The sequence below is a fragment of the Coprococcus sp. AM11-30B genome (genome assembly GCF_027674365.1).
Lineage (GTDB): Bacteria > Bacillota > Clostridia > Lachnospirales > Lachnospiraceae > Allocoprococcus > Allocoprococcus comes.
This window is the reverse complement of the sequence record NZ_JAQDVB010000003.1, coordinates 135,976-151,559: the sequence shown is the minus strand read 5'-3', so window position 1 is coordinate 151,559 and position 15,584 is coordinate 135,976. Positions and strand designations below refer to the sequence as shown.

Below are 15,584 nucleotides of genomic sequence, written 5' to 3'. Positions count from 1 at the left end.
TGAAATGCCAAATTCCAAACCTTGTAGAAAAGATCTCCTGATGCAGATTGGTCATGCGAGCTTTGCGGTAGATGATGTGAAGCTTTATCTGGACACTCATCCTCGTGATCAGGAAGCAATGGACTATTTTTATGAATATAATAAAAAAAGGAACCAGTTGTTGAAAGAATATGCAAAATATTATGGACCACTCACAGTAGATACCGCTGTTCCTTCCTGCTCAGACAGATGGAACTGGATCAACGAGCCATGGCCGTGGCAGGAAGGAGGGTGTTAGTTTATGTGGAATTATGAAAAACGTTTACAATATCCCGTAAAAATTACCCAGACCAATCCGAAGATGGCCCAGGTAATCATCAGTCAGTTCGGTGGACCGGATGGAGAATTAGCTGCGTCCATGCGTTATTTATCACAGAGGTACACCATGCCGTACAAAGAAGTGACAGGAATTTTAACCGATATTGGCACAGAGGAACTTGCCCACATGGAAATGATATGTGCCATTGTTTACCAGCTTACCAAGGATTTATCTCCGGAGGAAATTAAGGCTTCTGGTTTTGATAAATATTATGTGGACCACACACTTGCACTTTGGCCGCAGGCAGCCAGTGGAACACCGTGGACAGCAACTTATTTTCAGTCCAAGGGTGACCCAATTACAGATTTACATGAAGATATGGCTGCGGATGGTGCAACTGCATAAGTGCAACATAGAAGTGTTAAGTAGAAGTTCTATATAATCTGGTGTGCCAGACACCAGATTTTACAGAACTTAGAAATTCCAATGTATTTCAATCGGGACATTTCTTGTCCCTGGAATCCGTTTTCCTACTAATATATAATCAATTAGAGTTTCAACGGTTTCTCTGTCTAAATGTTCAAGATTTGTGTATTGCTCAATAAGCTGGCGGCGATTATCGCCTGTCTGGATTTTTCTCTCAATTACATCAAGCTGTTTTTGCGTTTCAATCACCAGCTTTTCAAGCCGTTCTCTGTCATTTGTGAAGTCTTTTGACAAATTCAGGAAATCATTTTCGGAAAGAATCCCTTTTACTTTATCAAGATAAAGTTCTCTGATTACCTTTGCGTCTTCTTCAATCTTTTTTTGATAAGTAGCAAGTTGTGTTTCTAAAGCAGTTTTTTTCTCCTTTACGTTGGAGTGAAATTCCACGTTCTGTTCCAATTCATCTTTATCAAGATATTCTTGTGATAACTTGTTCAGTTCAGAAATAACTGCCTGCTCCAACTTCTTCACAGAAATAAATGAGCCTATGCAAGCGTCCTTTGCAACATGGCGATTTGAACATTGTAAATAATGTCTTCCATCTGTCTGCTTATTAGAACGCATGGTATAGCCACAGTTCATGCAGCGAGCTTTTCTGGCAAACAGCCCTATGGTTCCTACTGTAAATGGTTTTGCTTTTTCAGCTACCATAGATTGTACTCTATCCCAAAGTTCACGGTCAATAATCGGTTCGTGTGTTCCCTCTACTCTGTACCATTCCTCTTTAGGTCTGGGCTTATTTTGTTTTGTCTTATACGAAACACTGCCGTATTTTCCTTGAACCATATTTCCGATATAAATTTCATTTGTCAGCATATCGGAAATAGCAAAATATTTCCATAAGGTACTATTTTTTCTGGTAGGCTGCTTATAGCGTAAACCATGAAGCCGTTTATATTCCGTAGGGTTTGGAATCCCACGGTCATTCAGCATACGGGCAATCGCTGTTTTGCCATATCCCTGTGAAAATAAAGTAAAAACTTCTCTGACAACAGCAGCAGCTTCTTCGTCAATAATCAGGTGTCCCTTTTGTTCGGGGTCTTTTTTATAACCATAAAGAGCAAATGCACCAATATGAAATCCATTCTTCCGGCGGTCAGTCAATACGCTGCGGATGTTTTCTGACATATCCTCTAAATACCACTCATTAACCAGACCATTGATTTGTCTTGATTTTTTGTTTCCTTTATTAGCGGTATCTGCATTATCTACAATACTGATAAAACGAATCCCCCAAATAGGAAACAATCCATGTATGTATTTTTCCACCAACTCTAACTCTCTGGTAAATCTGGATTGTGTTTTACAGAGGATAATATCAAATTTTCGGTGTTCAGCGTCATTTAACAGTTTGTTAAATTCTGGTCTTCGTCTATCTGAACCAGTATAATCGTCATCACTGTATATATTGTAGACTTCCCAACCTTGTTCCAATACATATTGAATCAGCATGGATTTTTGATTTTGAATACTGTTACTATCATCAGTTTCATGTTGTTTGTTTCTATCTTCTTCTGATAAGCGGCAATAAATAGCAACTTTTGACTTTGTGTTCATCATATTTTATCTCCCTTAAAGAGAAGATAAAACAAACATTCCACCTACACTTATTATACCGTGTTGAGAAATGTTTGTCTATCATTTTACAGGTAATACCTGTCCTTTGGATTTTTCTAATTGATTGATGAGTTCTATCCATTTCTGATTGAACTCTTTTTTTAATGCCGACTTATCTTCACACTTAAATACATTTTTGCAGGAAATTTCTGCTTCTTTTGGCATAATTCCACCTCACAGTCTTTACTATGTTTACAGACTATGCAAAAATGCTTGTTCATTATGAAAGAATCATCCTTAGCAAACCGAACAGCTTCCGCTAAAGCTCATGGGAATCTCACCCCTGCATGGTTCTCATCCAGCCGTACCCTTTGCCAGCGGTGCTACATCATCACACGGACTAAGGCTGTACGGAAGTATCATTATCACGATAGAAAGGTCATGGCGGCAGCTATTGCGGTAAGCTGCTTATGGAACGCTGGCAGGAATCGCTATCCGGTTTCATCCCTCCTTTGGTGGGTTACGGCGTGCCAGCCCAACGGCTCTCTTTCTATCGAAACGTATTCGGCTGCTTTATGCTGCGTTGATTAGACGCTTTCTTTTTCAAGGAACAATCTGGCTTTGTCAGCCTGTTAAAATGCACTGGTGATAATGCACTTTAATAGACTGGCAAGCTCTGTCTGGGAAGCATGGGCTTGTCCATGCTTCCACAGGAGAGCGTTATTTTTACTTTGGTTCCCTGATTTCAAAAGATAAAATCTTTGCAATCAGACGTGTTTCCATCCGGCGGCGTAGGGTTTCATCTACAACCATGTGGGTATTGCCATATTCGTCTTTCATGGGACGCATGGAACGGCTGGCAATAAAACCGCTGTAATGGCGTACAATCTGGTTGACTGCTTCAATATCGCCGTCCGCAGCCCTGACAATCACAGGAAACGGAATCATAGGGTGCTTTGCTGTCATGCTTCTTCCTCCATAAATTTTTTGATAAATTCCAGTCCGGCGTGTCTTCTTCTCTGGATGGTAGAACGGTTGACTTCCAGAATTTTTGAAATTTCCGTATCGTCAAATCCGAGGAAATAATATCTCAGGATAACGTCACGTTTCTTTCCATCCAGATTTTCTAATGCTTCTGCTAATAGGCTGTTTTCAATGCGGACAGTAAATCCATCCATTTCAAAAGTATGGAAATGGGAGGGATAGGTGTCTTCGGAAGAAAACAGATTGACGGTGTAATCGTCCATATCACAGAACAGGGTTTCCCGTTTACACTGTCTGGACAACGCTTTGAGATAGTCTTTGCGTTCATCCTCCATAGCGACTTTACAGATATAATCAAACTGGTTCTCTATGGTTGTCTGAAATTCAGATGGCTTCATCATTGCTCACCCCCTTTCCAGCCTTGAAAGGGAGCGAGTTGATAGGAATTTCTGCTTCTTTCCCCCTTTTCGCTCTTAGTCCCGACAGGACAGGGGGTGCAGTTGCGTTTTGAGAAGAAAAATTTAAAAACTTTTTCTTCCAACTAAAAAAGCACGCAAACAGACGATATTTCTGCTTGTGTGCTTCGATAGTTCTTACTATGTATTGTAAAAAACCATATTGCAGGTCAGACTTTTCTAGCGTAGGTGGATGGCTTTTTTTAACGGTTTACCGAATGTAGATATATTTAAGAAAATATTTTGCATAGCGGCTTCCTCCTGTAAGCCGCTGTCTGTATAAAGTAGTAGACTTTAAAAATCATCTATATTTCATGCAAAAAAAGACGGCGGCTTTTGTTAAACCGTCGTCTGGAAAAGATGATGTGATTTTGACGCAGGGAAAGTATGCTGCCAAATAACGGTTTTTTTTATTTCCGTTTCGGCAGCATAGTTTTATCTTTGATACGCATAATAGGAACTGTACAACTATGTAATACGTTTTTCTATACCTGTCGCTATTACAACAGGAACAGTAAAATGTACAGAGGTGGTGTATTATGCGTAAAAAAGAAGATAAATATGATTTCAGGGCGTTTGGGCTTGCCATAAAAGAAGCCCGCAAAAAACAGGGTTTGACCCGTGAACAGGTGGGAGCAATGATTGAAATTGACCCACGCTATTTAACCAATATTGAGAATAAAGGGCAGCACCCAAGTTTACAGGTGCTGTACGACCTTGTATCTCTGCTGAATGTATCAGTGGATGAGTTCTTTTTATCCTCTGATAGTCTGGCAAAAAGCAGCAGACGAAGACAGCTTGAAAGCAAAATTGACAATTTTACAGACGCAGACCTTGTTATCATGGAAAGCGTTGCAGATGGTATTGTCAAATACAAGGAAATGGAAGATAAATAACTTCTATTGCCTGCAAGAATAAGATTGAAATTAAAATGAGCCGATAGTCTATAAGCTATATAGCTTATAAATTATCGGCTCTGCGTCTAGGCGTCTGGCTCTTTGATAATTTCTATTTTGAAGTTATTTACGCATATCAAACTTTCTTTTTTACATTTTGGACAATACAACGGAAAGTTTTTTAGCTGTGTATCTTTTCGTATTTTAATCCTTGTTTTATTGTTGCATATAGGACAAATAACCCACTCCATCATATTCATTCTGAACCTCTGCAAAAAATTTGTATTGCTTCATTAAAAAAAGCTGCAAGATTTCCACTACTAAATCTATTTATAAAAGTGGTAAATCTTTCATCTGTAATATAGAGAACTCCCAAATTAGATAAAATTTGTTTATTACATTCATAAAAGTGTTCAGAAATATATTGTTGCCATTCATGTACTATTGCTTGTACTTCTGAACTTTCCGCAGGACTATTTTCATACATAGCTAGTTTTTCAAAAATATTGCGAGCCATTGAATAAAAAGATTCTATTTCTTTCTCTTGTATTTGCTTTGAATGGGAAGAAAACATAGTCTTGTATTCTCTGAAACTTTCAGTATTTCCCCATTGTTCTAATACTTCTTCTTGAAATTGCGATTGTAACTCAAGTATTTTTGCATTTGAAAATGCAGAAAATTTAATTTCTTTATTTCCGTTGATTGTGTCTTTTACAAGTGAAATCAAAGCTTCTATTCGTTCTTTCTGAGCTTCCAAAATCAGTACATGACGCTCTAATGCTTCTGAACGAACATAATGAGGTGAATCCAGCAGTTCCTTAATTTCTTTTAGGGCGAATCCAACTTCTCTAAAAAACAAAATTTCCTGAAGCCTAGTTAAATCGTCGTCTGTATACTGACGGTATTTTGCTTCGGTTATAATAGATGGTTTTAATAAACCAATTTCATCATAATAATGTAGTGTTCGAGCAGTAATACCTGTTAATTTAGCAACTTCATGGACTGTTTTAGCTTTTTCATTCATTCCAAAAATCCTCCGTAGCATTTAAAATTTCTTTTGCAGGTAATAGAGTTGCTTCGACAATGTTTTTTCCAGTCTTTTGCAAGTAGTGTTTAATCAAGTGATAGCCACACGCATATCCGGAACAATAGGGTAATCCGACCTGAGGATAGTTTTGTAATGCTGCCATTTCATCACCATAAAGGTATGCATTCAGATTTTCTAATCCTTGAACATTTAAACCGTCCCGAATAATAGGCTTAATATATTCATTTAAGGTTTCTATATCAGTTTTTGTTACCCAAGGACCTGCTTTATCTTCACCATACAGAAATGTTGCAAAGTTTTCTGCCAATCCCTCATTGACTATCATTTCACCAAGAGTGATGTCATTCTTCCATTTAATAAATTGAAATCGTACGTTGTGATTAGTTTCATGTGCTAATGCTACATGAAGATGTGATAAAGTGTATTCATTAGGTAGTAACCAAGAAAAAATATATCCTGGAATACCACCATCACCACAGTAACCATCATTTAAAATAATGTAAGGATTTTTAGCATTTGCAAGTAAAATTGTAAACGCATATTCTTTAATGGGTAGATTAACACCGTGTTCAACAAAGCAATTCAACGACTGCTGAATGGATAACTCACATTTTTCCCAGAGTGTATTATCAGAAATTAGCTTAATATTATTTTGTTGCTTTTGGTCAACAGCGGTTGGGGCGATATGTCCAAGCATTTCGCTTGCCATAATTACATCATATCCATTAGGCGTTAGAGCTTTCATAGGAACACTATAACAAGCCCACTTTTTTTCAAAAGGCTTCATAAGTTCATATCTATAAATGTCATTTTTTTTGTCTAACGGTGCATTCATAATTTTTGAATAAACTTTGTCAGAACGGATAGCGGATATTTTCATAATTCTAGTTCCTCCTTTTGGTTTTATCATATACTATGACGTAACGTTAAAGTCAATAGGCAAATTAAAAATTATCACAGATGTATGGTAAATAATTAAATGTCTTAGTAGACAAAGGAAATAGAGGTTAAACAACATAAATTAACTTGATTGTCGAAGTAGAAATTGTTGTTTGAAATATTGATGGAAAAGTAAATAAAAATTGCAATAGGCAGATGGTATTGTCAAATCTAAGGAAGTGGGGGAAATGTAAATCCTCCACTTTTGCTTATAATTGCAGTGATATTAGAATTGATACTCTGCAATATTTTTGAAATCATTGTTCAACACATAATATACCTTATTTTTAGTAACGGAATATACAAAAGAAACTCTGGTTGCCCAAAGTCCTTCCTGACGTACTGACCTAAGTACATCAAAGGCGTTGGAAATAGAGAAGTTTTCTCCATATCCTTGCAGTAAATCCTTTGCCTTTTCATATCTGTTATCCCCAGATAAAACATATGGATTAGTCAATTCTGGTTTTAAAATGGAGTAATTTGTTATTAAGGAATATTTTTCTTTTTCCAAACGATACCCAATCCCCGGTTCAATAATGAGAACACGCCCAGTTCTATCTGAAAACATAGCCTGCATAGTAGTGTCAGGAGCATAAGTAATTTTCTTTTTTTTCACTATTTCCAATGAATCATCAAAAGAGAGGTTGCCTTTTATAAAATTTTCTGTCAAATCAGCTATTGTATAGCATGATTCATTACCGCAAAATTGTGCATTGTCATTTCCATGTACATACAACAATGTGCCAACATTCCCATTTCTATTGATTCCGTGAAAAGAGTGATACTTATTATCGGACATTTTTATCCCTATAAAAAAACGGTCTTTTTCAGCAATTACGGTATGTTCCCATTCAGAAAGGTCAATATCAAAATTGAACCCAACAATGGTTTCTTTCCCATTATACACAAATCTTGTACACATATTTGTAGTTCCTTTCATAAACTAATTATAGTAGTATTAAAACTAATTATATTAGTAATATTAAATATTATAAGACAATTTGTCAATATAAAAGTTCTTTTTTTCTAACCTAATTATTGACTTCGCTAATTTAATTACTTAAAATGAGGTAAATGATGTGAAGAAAGAGGAAAATGAATATGCGAGTTACAAGAGCCGAAGTTATAAAAACAGCGTCTGATATGGCTGATAGAAATGGACTTCATAATGTTTCTTTGAAAGCTATTGCTGAAAATTTAGGGATTCGTACCCCCTCCTTATATAATCATATAGGAAGTTTGGATGAACTTCTTAGGGAGATAGCACATAGTGGTATGCGTACTATGAATGAAAAAATGATTCGTGCAGCAATCGGTAAGACAGGGGATTCAGCGTTAAAATTAGTGGCAGTTGAATATCTTAATTATATGATTGAACATCCCGGTGTGTATGAAATAATTCAATGGGCTAGTTGGAATGGAACAGAGGAAACAGCAATCATTTTTAATGATTATCTATCTTTACTTAAAACACTTATTTGCTCATGTGGCTTTAATCCAGATAAGACCACTGAAATTTTGAGCATGGTAACAGGTATGCTTCATGGTTATACAACATTACAATTAAGATATGCCTTTTCAAATCCTGATAAAGTAAGAAAAGAATTATCCGAAGCAATTGATACACTACTGCTGGGAGCTAATCAAAAATATAAAGATTAAACGAAAATTTCTTTTAAATACTTTGTAAGAGAAACGTGCAAATCTCCAAATGAGAAATGCACGTTTCTCTATAACTATTTCACAATTTTCCAGTTTTCCCCGTTCTTTTCCAGCACAAGGTAAAACTGCGATACCTGTGTTGTCATGGTCTGGTTATCCAGATATTTTACTGCAAGGGAAGCTGTCACCTGATTTCCGTTTCGGTTGTAGACAGGATTTACCAGTTCCGAGAAGATATATTCTTTCCCCACAGGGTTCAGCACGCCCTCATTCACATAATAGGTCAGCTCCTTTGCGGTTGCCGTAGGGTACAGCTTGAAAAAGGTAGTGAGAAATTCGTTGATTTCCTCCGTGGTGATGGAATCCACCGTACCGTCACTTTGTACCGCTTTTGGAGTGTAGCCGGATTTTACGGGAACGCTGGTAATGGTTGGGTTCTGGATAATCGTCAGGTTCCCAGAACTGTCCACATAGACGGTCACCTGATAGGCGGAACGGACGGTTTTACTGGATTCTCCCTCTGTGATACGCTGTTCCACCGTATAGGTTACTTGATAATGCTGCTCCTTTTCTTCTGTGATTTCCCATATCTGGAAGTCGGTGAGGGCAGACGATACGGGGATGTCCTTTCGGACAGTATCTACATTCACGGCTTGCAGTTCTCCGGTGAGATACCCTTTTAAAGCGTTTGTCCGGTTATCAATGGAAGCGGCAGACTGTTCCCATGAATAGTAGACTTCTGCGAAATTCTCCACAAAGTTTTCTATCTTGTGAGTGTCGAGGATGGTTTCCTCAATCACTTTGGTTTCATGGACAGTATGAATGTCTATCGCCGTGAAATTCTTATAGACGGCAAACAGGAAGCTCATTGCCAGCAGCACCCACAGGGCAATCACGGTTTTTTTGTGGGTATTGACTTTGTAAACTTTCAGTTTCTTTTCTTTCTGCTTTTTCTGGTTATCCTCTTTTCTAATCTGAATCATATCGGTTCATCCTTTCTTATTGTTTGATTCGTCCGGCTCCGGCAAGGTGCTGTTGCCAGTAGGAGCCTGTCAGGTCTGCGTAACCAATGGGATTTCCGGCATGGTACATCCGGTTATTTCCCACATACAGCCCCACATGGGTGATGTAGGTTCCGGCGTTGTAGGTGGAGTGGAAAAAGACCAAATCCCCTGCTTTTGCTTCGGACAGGGGGATGTGCTGCGTCACATTGTACTGTTCCTGTGCTGTCCGTGGCAGGGCGATTCCTGCCTTGCCATAGCACCACTGCACCAGTCCCGAACAGTCAAAGGAAGTGGAGGGGGAATCGCCCCCATACACATATGTCCATCCCTCATACTTTAAGGCTTCCTCCATGATAGCCTGTACCGTTTCATCATCAAACTGTGCCACGGTCAGGTATTGCGATACCAAGAGGACATAGAACATATTTCCGTAGGAATACCGCCAGCCCCCATTTTTCTCTACCGCAACAGGGTTGGTGTAGGTGACTTTCTTTCCGCCGGATTTGTCCCTTGCGAAGCTCTCTGCCAGTTCAAAGGTGTATTTTTTTCCGTGTCCTGCCACATAGTCTAGGAAACCGCCGCCGTAATTATAGGATTGAATCACGCTGTTTAAGTCACAGCCCTTTGTTTCTGCCGCTGCGAGCAGTTCCGAGAAATACTTGCAGCCCTGTTTGATGGATTCCTCTGTACTAAGGGAGTTCGGGGGAAGCCCCAGAGATTCCGAGGACTGCATAACGTCTTCCAGTGTGCCGCCGGATTCCACCTGAATGATGGCGAGCAGCACATTTAAGTATTCCTCTATGCCATATTCCCTTGCATACTTTTCCAGCATAGGTTTATGGGCGAGGACTTCCTGTGATACGCTCACGCCCCCATAGATAAGGTTTCCGCCGCTTCCTCCGTCTTCCTCATCCGAGAAGACAATCACCACCAAAAGGAGTAGGGAGAACATCATCACGAACACGCCGGAACAGGCGAAGAAAAGGTGTCTTAACTTCATGGTTTCTCCCCTTTCTTCTGTTTGGAAGCCGTTTTTTCCGTTTTTGTCCACTCCTTTCTGGCGGTGGTACGCCGGATGGTAAAGTTCGATTCTTTTACCACAGGGGCAGCCCGTTTTCTTTCCGGTATCACAGGAGCCGTATCATTCTGGACAGGTCTTGCCGGACGGGGAGCAGCAGGTGTAGTAGTTGTCTTTTGTCTTTCCTCTGGTTTGTCTGGGGGAGCCGGAGGGGCTATCTGGCGTTCTGTCCTTACAGGCGGTGTCTGTTCATGGTGGATGGAAGCCGCTTTTACCACCGGAACCGAAGCCCGTTCTGCCACAGTTCCCCCATAAGGAACCTGTCCCCGTTCCCTGATGGATGGGGAAACAGGCTGCATGGCTGGTTTTCCTGCATGAATGGTATCTGCATGGTTTCGGAAATCTTCCGGCTGCTTTGCAGTAACAGGGCGTTCATGGACGGGAGCCGCCCCTTTGGGGGCTTCGGAAGCTGTCTTTTGCGGCTGTTTTTCCTGTTCCAGTTCCGCCCTGCGTTCTGCAATGGTCTGTCTGCGGCTTTCTGCCTGTGCGTTCCGCTGTTCGGCTCTGGCAGTTCGGGTCTGGGTCACGCTGGAAGTAAAATCCCGTACTCCCTCTGATACCTGTGTTTTCCCGTGATAAAGGGCGTACTTTGCATTGACAGGCAAATCCTTTGCCTGCTCCCGAAGCTGTCCGGCAGTATCAACTATCTTATCTTTGGTATCTGCCACCGTACCCACCGCAGAACCAGCCTGTTTCCATGCGGATTCCTTTTCCGGTGCTGCCTGTCCATCTGGTCTGCTGTGGTCTGCCTGCGTCCGTTTGGAAGAACCAGATGTTGAAGTAGTTCTCTGGTCTGAGCCAGCCTGTTTTCCTGCATGGTAGGCAGCCGTTCCAGCCCCAAGAGCTGCCACAGAACGTCCCAACTTATGCTGTAAACGGTGCATATGGGCGTGCATGAGCATACGGGGTCTTCGCATGATACGGTTCCCCATGCTTTGGGAATCCCCACTCTGTAAGGAGAACATCCCCATCAAATCCCCCAGCTTGAAATAAATTCCGGCAAAGGTCACTATCTGTAAGAACGCCGTCAGGAAGAACGGATATTCCCCAGACAGGTTGTAGAGCATGGTGGAAATACTGAACGCTACCGTGATAATCAGGGTGATTCCGGCTCTGGTAAGGATGGTGTTGAACAGTTTTGTAATGGCACGTTTTGACATCCCCTCAAAAGAGGGAACCATGCTAAGGAGAAAGCTCACAGGCAGGAACATGGCGTAGATGATAAAAAGCACCTGTGAGAAAATCATTATCCCTGTGAGCAGGAATACAAAAATGGAGATACCCATGTTGAACATGAACAGGAAGAAGACGGTTCCCAAGCGGTTGATGGTCTTTGTGATGGTAAGGTTGGTATTTTCCCTGTCTTCGATTTCCTCCACCACGATTTCTTCCCTGTCCTGCCCGTTGTTTTCGTTTGGACTGGTTGAGAGCAGACTTTCCACACGGTCAGCCCCAATGCTTTCCACATCCGAGTTGCCGTATTGCAGCAGGAGCCACGGCTGCTTGACCTGAATGGAAAACAGGCTGTCCCGTATCAAATCCACGCTGTCTTTTCCTTGACTTTCCGAGTTCGGCAGCACAATCTTTGTACCAAGGGTCAGGCTGGCATTGCTGATGTCTGCGGAAAATTCATTGATTTTCCCGATATAATCAGGGGCATAGGCGATAAAGGCAGCGGACAGCACGAACACCACCACAAAATTGACAACGGCATGGATGGCTTTTGTGGTTTCCCGTTTGATAAGCCCTGTGTAGGCAACGTAAAGCCCCACCACCAGAATGAGAATCAGCAGGAACCCGATATAAAATCCCTCCGAGGACAAGCCGCCTGTGGTAACGCCTGCAAGGGTCTGCATATTTTTCCCAATGGAATCCGCTGTAGAGGAAATGAAGTCCAGCGAGTAGGCTTCCTGAATCAGATACCCCGTAGCGTTGGAAAGGTACAGGCTGATTGTCCAGATAAAATTTGTGATGGCATACAGCCCGTACATCACCTGTTTTCCGATACCGTCCAGCCAGTTCCACGGGAGCCAGTCCCATCCGCTGTCCACATAAAAATCAAGCTGGTAGTTGTCCAGAGGATATTTGCTGTATTCGTTGGCAGCGTCCACCGTATCATCCACCAGTCCGGCAGCGTGGGCGGCTGTTCCGAAGACTGCAAGCAGCAGGAGGATGAGCAGGAGTGCCAGAAGCACCCTGCCAATCACTTTTCCTGCTATTTTCCAAGACAAGCCCTTTTTTGCTGAATAGGGAACAGGGAGCTGCTGCCCGTTGGAAGTTCTATGTATCACCATCATTCCACCTCTTTTCTCACGGGCGGTCTGGTATCAAAGGCATGGAACAGGTCTTCAAAGATAGGATGGAACTGTATCACTCCCACACGCCCGTACAAATCACTGATAAGGCACTGTCCGTTTTCCAAGTCACGGAGCCGTTTCTGGTTGTTTTCATCTTCGGAATCCACCCCGAAAAAGGCGAGGGTCTTCCTGATTTCGTTGATGTCCGTAGAACGGAACGCAAATTTCAAGCCCAGATTGTTTTTCAGCTTTTCATCCAGCAAATCGTCCGTGTTCTGGGTGACAAAGTAAACGCCTGCGTTCATGGCACGTCCGGCACGAACCAGCTTCATAGAGAGGGTCTTGCCCTGTGCCACCTGTAAGAAGCTCCATGCTTCATCCAAATCCACAATCTTAAACACGCTGCGGTCAGTATGGATGAAGTCGAGGGCAAAGGTGCTGATTACAATGAGCATTGCCACGGAAAGCAGCTCCATTGTGGTGTATTCTTCAAACGAGGTTTCCTTATCCGGCAGCACCAAATCCGCCACCTGAATGATGTTGAGCTGCTTTTCAAGGCTGATGGACTGTGTGACATCCCCATCCGAAAAGAGCAGGTGTGCAAAGTCATAGTCCGTAAAGGATTCGATATGGTCGGCTATGCTGGTGCTGATGGTGGTTCCCTCTGCCCGTAGTTCCTCAATCACTTTGAAAAGCCCTCGTTCCTCACTGTTTGTCACCGCACGGATGGCTTTCCGAAGAACCGGGAATTTCTCCCCGTCACGGCTGGAAATGCCTGTTAAAAAGGTCAGGATGTCGATTGCCAGTGATTCAGAATCCTTTGGGTTCTCCATAATCACATACGGGTCGAGTAAGCCCCTGTTCTGTTCCTCCGAAGTCAGGTTTACGATATTGATTTCATGGGCGATTTCCGGCAGGGTTTCTTTCCAGCGTCCCCGTTCCGCTTTCGGGTCAACAATGAGTGCCTGTGCCCCAAATAATACACAGTAGTAGACAATCATATTGTTGCTGAATGATTTTCCACCGCCGAGGGAGCCGACAAAAGCGGCAGCAAGGGCGTTGGTGACGGAGCCTTTTACCCCTTGACTGGCAAGGGCAGGCTTTAAGTACACGTTTCTTCCTGTATCAAGGCTGTACCCGATATAAATGCCCTCCGGTTCCCCTAACATCTGGGTTGCCCCGAAGCCAAGACCAGCAAGGAAGTCACTGGTGACATACTGGATATAATCGTTCAGATACCGTTTGCTGGCAGGGAGAAATTCCCCATGCAGCCCCAGCATATCCCCAAAGGGGCGAACCAGCTTCACGTTCAAATCGTCATAAAAATCTTTCACCTCATTGCAGCGGCGTTTCAGTTCTTCCAAGTCGGGAGCCGTCACACGCACCACATAGGACAGCTTATACATAGATTCCTTGCTCTGGTCTAAGGTGGATTCCAGCTCATTTACGCTGTCTAAAGCGTCCACCACGTTTGTACTGGTTTCACTGTCATTCTGCCATGCGTGGTTGTCCAAATCTTTCAGCTCTTTTTTCTTGTTCCGCACCGTGGAGAGGGCTTTCCGGTTTGTCACAATCTCCACATTCATAGAGGTATCAATGGGAAAAGTGAATTGCTGCTGCTGATAGTAAAAGATTTCCGAGGATGGGAAGTCCAGTTCCCCTACAATGCTGTTGATGGTAAAGTAGGCGGCATAAACTGTCCCGTCTTCCTGTTCGATTTTCAGATACCGCTGGTTTTCCTCTATCAGACAACGGGTAGGTTTGATGAGGTCATAGTATTTCACCAGCGTTTCCTCCTGAAACCGTTTCTTCGGAAGATAATACTCATAATCTTCGTAGGCGGTTCCGGTCTGCCCGTATAAATGCTCAATCAGATAGCCAAAATCGTCCTTGTTAAGCCGCCGGACTTTGAAGCGGCGTGAGATTTTACTCTCCAACAGTTTTTCCATCTTCTGAAACCGCCAGATTTCCTCATTGCTCATGGAAACAAAATCCCCCATGAGCTTGTGGTTGACTTCATGGAGGAAGTCGGAAACAGCGGTCTTTGCTTCCCTGCGAAACTGCTTCATGGTGACTTCCTGCTCATTGACAAGCAGCTTAAGGCCGATAAAAAAGCGGTAGTCTACCTGATTTTCCCCTATCATGGAAATGAGGGCTTCGGTCTGTGCGTCAATCTTTGCACAGGCAACGTCCTTTAGCTTGCCTGTTACTTCCTGTTTGGAGCGTTCCTGTGCCGCCCGTATGCTGGATTCGGTGCTGATTTGCAGGGCGTGAATCTTCCCGTCCCTGTTCTGGGCGATAAGCTGCCGGAACGAATCGTGTACCTGATATTTCTGTTCAGGGCTTAAAAAAGAATAGTTGTAGGGAAGCAGCTCATAGTAAGCGAAGCACTCCCCGTCATGGTTGAACACAAGGTTATTTTCGATATACTTAATCGGATATGCCATAAATATCACTCCTAACTGCCGTGATGGGCTGTGCCGGATATTCCTTTTCCAGCTTCACGGGCTTTCCTGCATAGGTCAGTTTCGGGCGTACCAGATATGCCAGTACGGATTTCAGGAAGCCGTAAGGCTTCTTCCCGTCAAAGGTCTTCTGGCACATGAACCAAGTGAGGGCAAAGGGTACGCCGAAATATTTCAAAAATGCCCCGTCAATGAACGAAAGGGGAGGGAGGTTCCCCAAGAGCATAACCGCAAACACCGACACCACGAACCACGCCATCTGTGTGAACGTGATGGGGAATGGCAGCTTAAAATCATTGATGGAATAGAGTACCTTTTCCACCGACCAGATACTGGTATAGCTTCGTATTTTCTTCATGTTGTCCGTCCTTTCTAAAAGATGGGGGCAGCAAAAGCCGCCCCTGAATCAAAAAAT

16 protein-coding genes and 1 pseudogene are annotated in these 15,584 nt (G+C 42.5%); 4 read left to right on the top strand and 13 right to left on the bottom strand.

The genetic code is table 11. The annotated features are described in order from the left end of the window. Positions 1 to 4: 4 nt before the first annotated feature. Entirely contained in the window at positions 5 to 277 is a 273-nt protein-coding gene (locus PGU50_RS02725; RefSeq protein ID WP_117556436.1) for a spore coat protein CotJB, read from the top strand. A 3-nt stretch (positions 278 to 280) separates the two neighbouring features. Beyond that, positions 281 to 688 (top strand): annotated as a pseudogene (locus PGU50_RS02720) (manganese catalase family protein); the annotation flags it as partial. 84 nt (positions 689 to 772) lie between these two features. Here the strand turns inward: PGU50_RS02720 and PGU50_RS02715 are convergent. The 4 genes from PGU50_RS02715 to PGU50_RS02700 form a co-directional block, all read right to left on the bottom strand. Then, positions 773 to 2,344, bottom strand: a complete 1,572-nt coding sequence (locus PGU50_RS02715) for a recombinase family protein (protein ID WP_055058898.1) — start codon at positions 2,342 to 2,344, stop codon at positions 773 to 775. Between the two features lie 78 nt (positions 2,345 to 2,422). Beyond that, on the bottom strand, positions 2,423 to 2,566 hold the full coding sequence (locus tag PGU50_RS02710) for a hypothetical protein (RefSeq protein ID WP_005427045.1): 144 nt from the start codon (positions 2,564 to 2,566) through the stop codon (positions 2,423 to 2,425). 501 nt (positions 2,567 to 3,067) lie between these two features. After that, positions 3,068 to 3,307 carry a helix-turn-helix domain-containing protein gene (locus tag PGU50_RS02705; protein WP_009255079.1) on the bottom strand — a complete coding sequence of 80 codons (240 nt, stop codon included), beginning with the start codon at positions 3,305 to 3,307 and terminating at the stop codon, positions 3,068 to 3,070. Continuing rightward, positions 3,304 to 3,726, bottom strand: a complete 423-nt coding sequence (locus PGU50_RS02700; protein ID WP_022615780.1) for an RNA polymerase sigma factor — start codon at positions 3,724 to 3,726, stop codon at positions 3,304 to 3,306. Before PGU50_RS02700 ends, PGU50_RS02705 begins: the two co-directional genes overlap by 4 nt. 593 nt (positions 3,727 to 4,319) lie before the next feature. Here PGU50_RS02700 and PGU50_RS02695 point away from each other — a divergent pair. Beyond that, positions 4,320 to 4,676 carry a helix-turn-helix domain-containing protein gene (locus PGU50_RS02695; RefSeq protein ID WP_103900081.1) on the top strand — a complete coding sequence of 119 codons (357 nt, stop codon included), beginning with the start codon at positions 4,320 to 4,322 and terminating at the stop codon, positions 4,674 to 4,676. Between the two features lie 86 nt (positions 4,677 to 4,762). Here PGU50_RS02695 and PGU50_RS02690 read toward each other — a convergent pair whose 3' ends face one another. The 4 genes from PGU50_RS02690 to PGU50_RS02675 all read right to left on the bottom strand — a co-directional run bounded on the left by PGU50_RS02690 (position 4,763) and on the right by PGU50_RS02675 (position 7,585). Beyond that, complete coding sequence (locus tag PGU50_RS02690; RefSeq protein WP_308464100.1) at positions 4,763 to 4,927, bottom strand: cysteine-rich KTR domain-containing protein; 165 nt, start codon at positions 4,925 to 4,927, stop codon at positions 4,763 to 4,765. 5 nt (positions 4,928 to 4,932) lie between these two features. Beyond that, positions 4,933 to 5,700, bottom strand: a complete 768-nt coding sequence (locus PGU50_RS02685) for a MerR family transcriptional regulator (protein WP_055058896.1) — start codon at positions 5,698 to 5,700, stop codon at positions 4,933 to 4,935. After that, positions 5,693 to 6,604, bottom strand: coding sequence for a DUF2268 domain-containing protein (locus tag PGU50_RS02680; RefSeq protein WP_074133956.1), 912 nt, complete (start codon positions 6,602 to 6,604; stop codon positions 5,693 to 5,695). Before PGU50_RS02680 ends, PGU50_RS02685 begins: the two co-directional genes overlap by 8 nt. Positions 6,605 to 6,889: 285 nt before the next feature. Beyond that, complete coding sequence (locus PGU50_RS02675) at positions 6,890 to 7,585, bottom strand: hypothetical protein (RefSeq protein ID WP_055058894.1); 696 nt, start codon at positions 7,583 to 7,585, stop codon at positions 6,890 to 6,892. A gap of 179 nt (positions 7,586 to 7,764) precedes the next feature. Between PGU50_RS02675 and PGU50_RS02670 the strand changes: the two genes are divergently transcribed. Continuing rightward, a complete protein-coding gene (locus PGU50_RS02670) occupies positions 7,765 to 8,325 on the top strand; it encodes a TetR/AcrR family transcriptional regulator (RefSeq protein ID WP_103900079.1) in 561 nt (186 codons plus the stop codon). A 74-nt stretch (positions 8,326 to 8,399) separates the two neighbouring features. Here PGU50_RS02670 and PGU50_RS02665 read toward each other — a convergent pair whose 3' ends face one another. The 5 genes from PGU50_RS02665 to PGU50_RS02645 are packed head-to-tail and all read right to left on the bottom strand — an operon-like array spanning position 8,400 to position 15,527. Then, positions 8,400 to 9,308 carry a conjugal transfer protein gene (locus PGU50_RS02665; RefSeq protein WP_103900078.1) on the bottom strand — a complete coding sequence of 303 codons (909 nt, stop codon included), beginning with the start codon at positions 9,306 to 9,308 and terminating at the stop codon, positions 8,400 to 8,402. 16 nt (positions 9,309 to 9,324) lie between these two features. Next, positions 9,325 to 10,329, bottom strand: a complete 1,005-nt coding sequence (locus PGU50_RS02660) for a bifunctional lytic transglycosylase/C40 family peptidase (RefSeq protein WP_011861916.1) — start codon at positions 10,327 to 10,329, stop codon at positions 9,325 to 9,327. Continuing rightward, on the bottom strand, positions 10,326 to 12,701 hold the full coding sequence (locus PGU50_RS18085; protein WP_106999710.1) for a CD3337/EF1877 family mobilome membrane protein: 2,376 nt from the start codon (positions 12,699 to 12,701) through the stop codon (positions 10,326 to 10,328). Before PGU50_RS18085 ends, PGU50_RS02660 begins: the two co-directional genes overlap by 4 nt. Then, positions 12,701 to 15,151, bottom strand: coding sequence for an ATP-binding protein (locus tag PGU50_RS02650; RefSeq protein ID WP_103900076.1), 2,451 nt, complete (start codon positions 15,149 to 15,151; stop codon positions 12,701 to 12,703). Before PGU50_RS02650 ends, PGU50_RS18085 begins: the two co-directional genes overlap by 1 nt. Further along, positions 15,135 to 15,527, bottom strand: coding sequence for a conjugal transfer protein (locus tag PGU50_RS02645; RefSeq protein WP_005427021.1), 393 nt, complete (start codon positions 15,525 to 15,527; stop codon positions 15,135 to 15,137). The genes PGU50_RS02650 and PGU50_RS02645 overlap by 17 nt, the downstream gene beginning before the upstream one ends. Positions 15,528 to 15,584 lie beyond the last annotated feature (57 nt).

Bases quoted from the DNA above. Each gene is read 5' to 3' on its own strand.
- PGU50_RS02725 (WP_117556436.1), top strand. From the start codon at position 5: ATGCCAAATTCCAAACCTTGTAGAAAAGATCTCCTGATGCAGATTGGT.
- PGU50_RS02715 (WP_055058898.1), bottom strand. From the start codon at position 2,344: ATGATGAACACAAAGTCAAAAGTTGCTATTTATTGCCGCTTATCAGAA.
- PGU50_RS02710 (WP_005427045.1), bottom strand. From the start codon at position 2,566: ATGCCAAAAGAAGCAGAAATTTCCTGCAAAAATGTATTTAAGTGTGAA.
- PGU50_RS02705 (WP_009255079.1), bottom strand. From the start codon at position 3,307: ATGACAGCAAAGCACCCTATGATTCCGTTTCCTGTGATTGTCAGGGCT.
- PGU50_RS02700 (WP_022615780.1), bottom strand. From the start codon at position 3,726: ATGATGAAGCCATCTGAATTTCAGACAACCATAGAGAACCAGTTTGAT.
- PGU50_RS02695 (WP_103900081.1), top strand. From the start codon at position 4,320: ATGCGTAAAAAAGAAGATAAATATGATTTCAGGGCGTTTGGGCTTGCC.
- PGU50_RS02690 (WP_308464100.1), bottom strand. From the start codon at position 4,927: ATGGAGTGGGTTATTTGTCCTATATGCAACAATAAAACAAGGATTAAA.
- PGU50_RS02685 (WP_055058896.1), bottom strand. From the start codon at position 5,700: ATGAATGAAAAAGCTAAAACAGTCCATGAAGTTGCTAAATTAACAGGT.
- PGU50_RS02680 (WP_074133956.1), bottom strand. From the start codon at position 6,604: ATGAAAATATCCGCTATCCGTTCTGACAAAGTTTATTCAAAAATTATG.
- PGU50_RS02675 (WP_055058894.1), bottom strand. From the start codon at position 7,585: ATGTGTACAAGATTTGTGTATAATGGGAAAGAAACCATTGTTGGGTTC.
- PGU50_RS02670 (WP_103900079.1), top strand. From the start codon at position 7,765: ATGCGAGTTACAAGAGCCGAAGTTATAAAAACAGCGTCTGATATGGCT.
- PGU50_RS02665 (WP_103900078.1), bottom strand. From the start codon at position 9,308: ATGATTCAGATTAGAAAAGAGGATAACCAGAAAAAGCAGAAAGAAAAG.
- PGU50_RS02660 (WP_011861916.1), bottom strand. From the start codon at position 10,329: ATGAAGTTAAGACACCTTTTCTTCGCCTGTTCCGGCGTGTTCGTGATG.
- PGU50_RS18085 (WP_106999710.1), bottom strand. From the start codon at position 12,701: ATGGTGATACATAGAACTTCCAACGGGCAGCAGCTCCCTGTTCCCTAT.
- PGU50_RS02650 (WP_103900076.1), bottom strand. From the start codon at position 15,151: ATGGCATATCCGATTAAGTATATCGAAAATAACCTTGTGTTCAACCAT.
- PGU50_RS02645 (WP_005427021.1), bottom strand. From the start codon at position 15,527: ATGAAGAAAATACGAAGCTATACCAGTATCTGGTCGGTGGAAAAGGTA.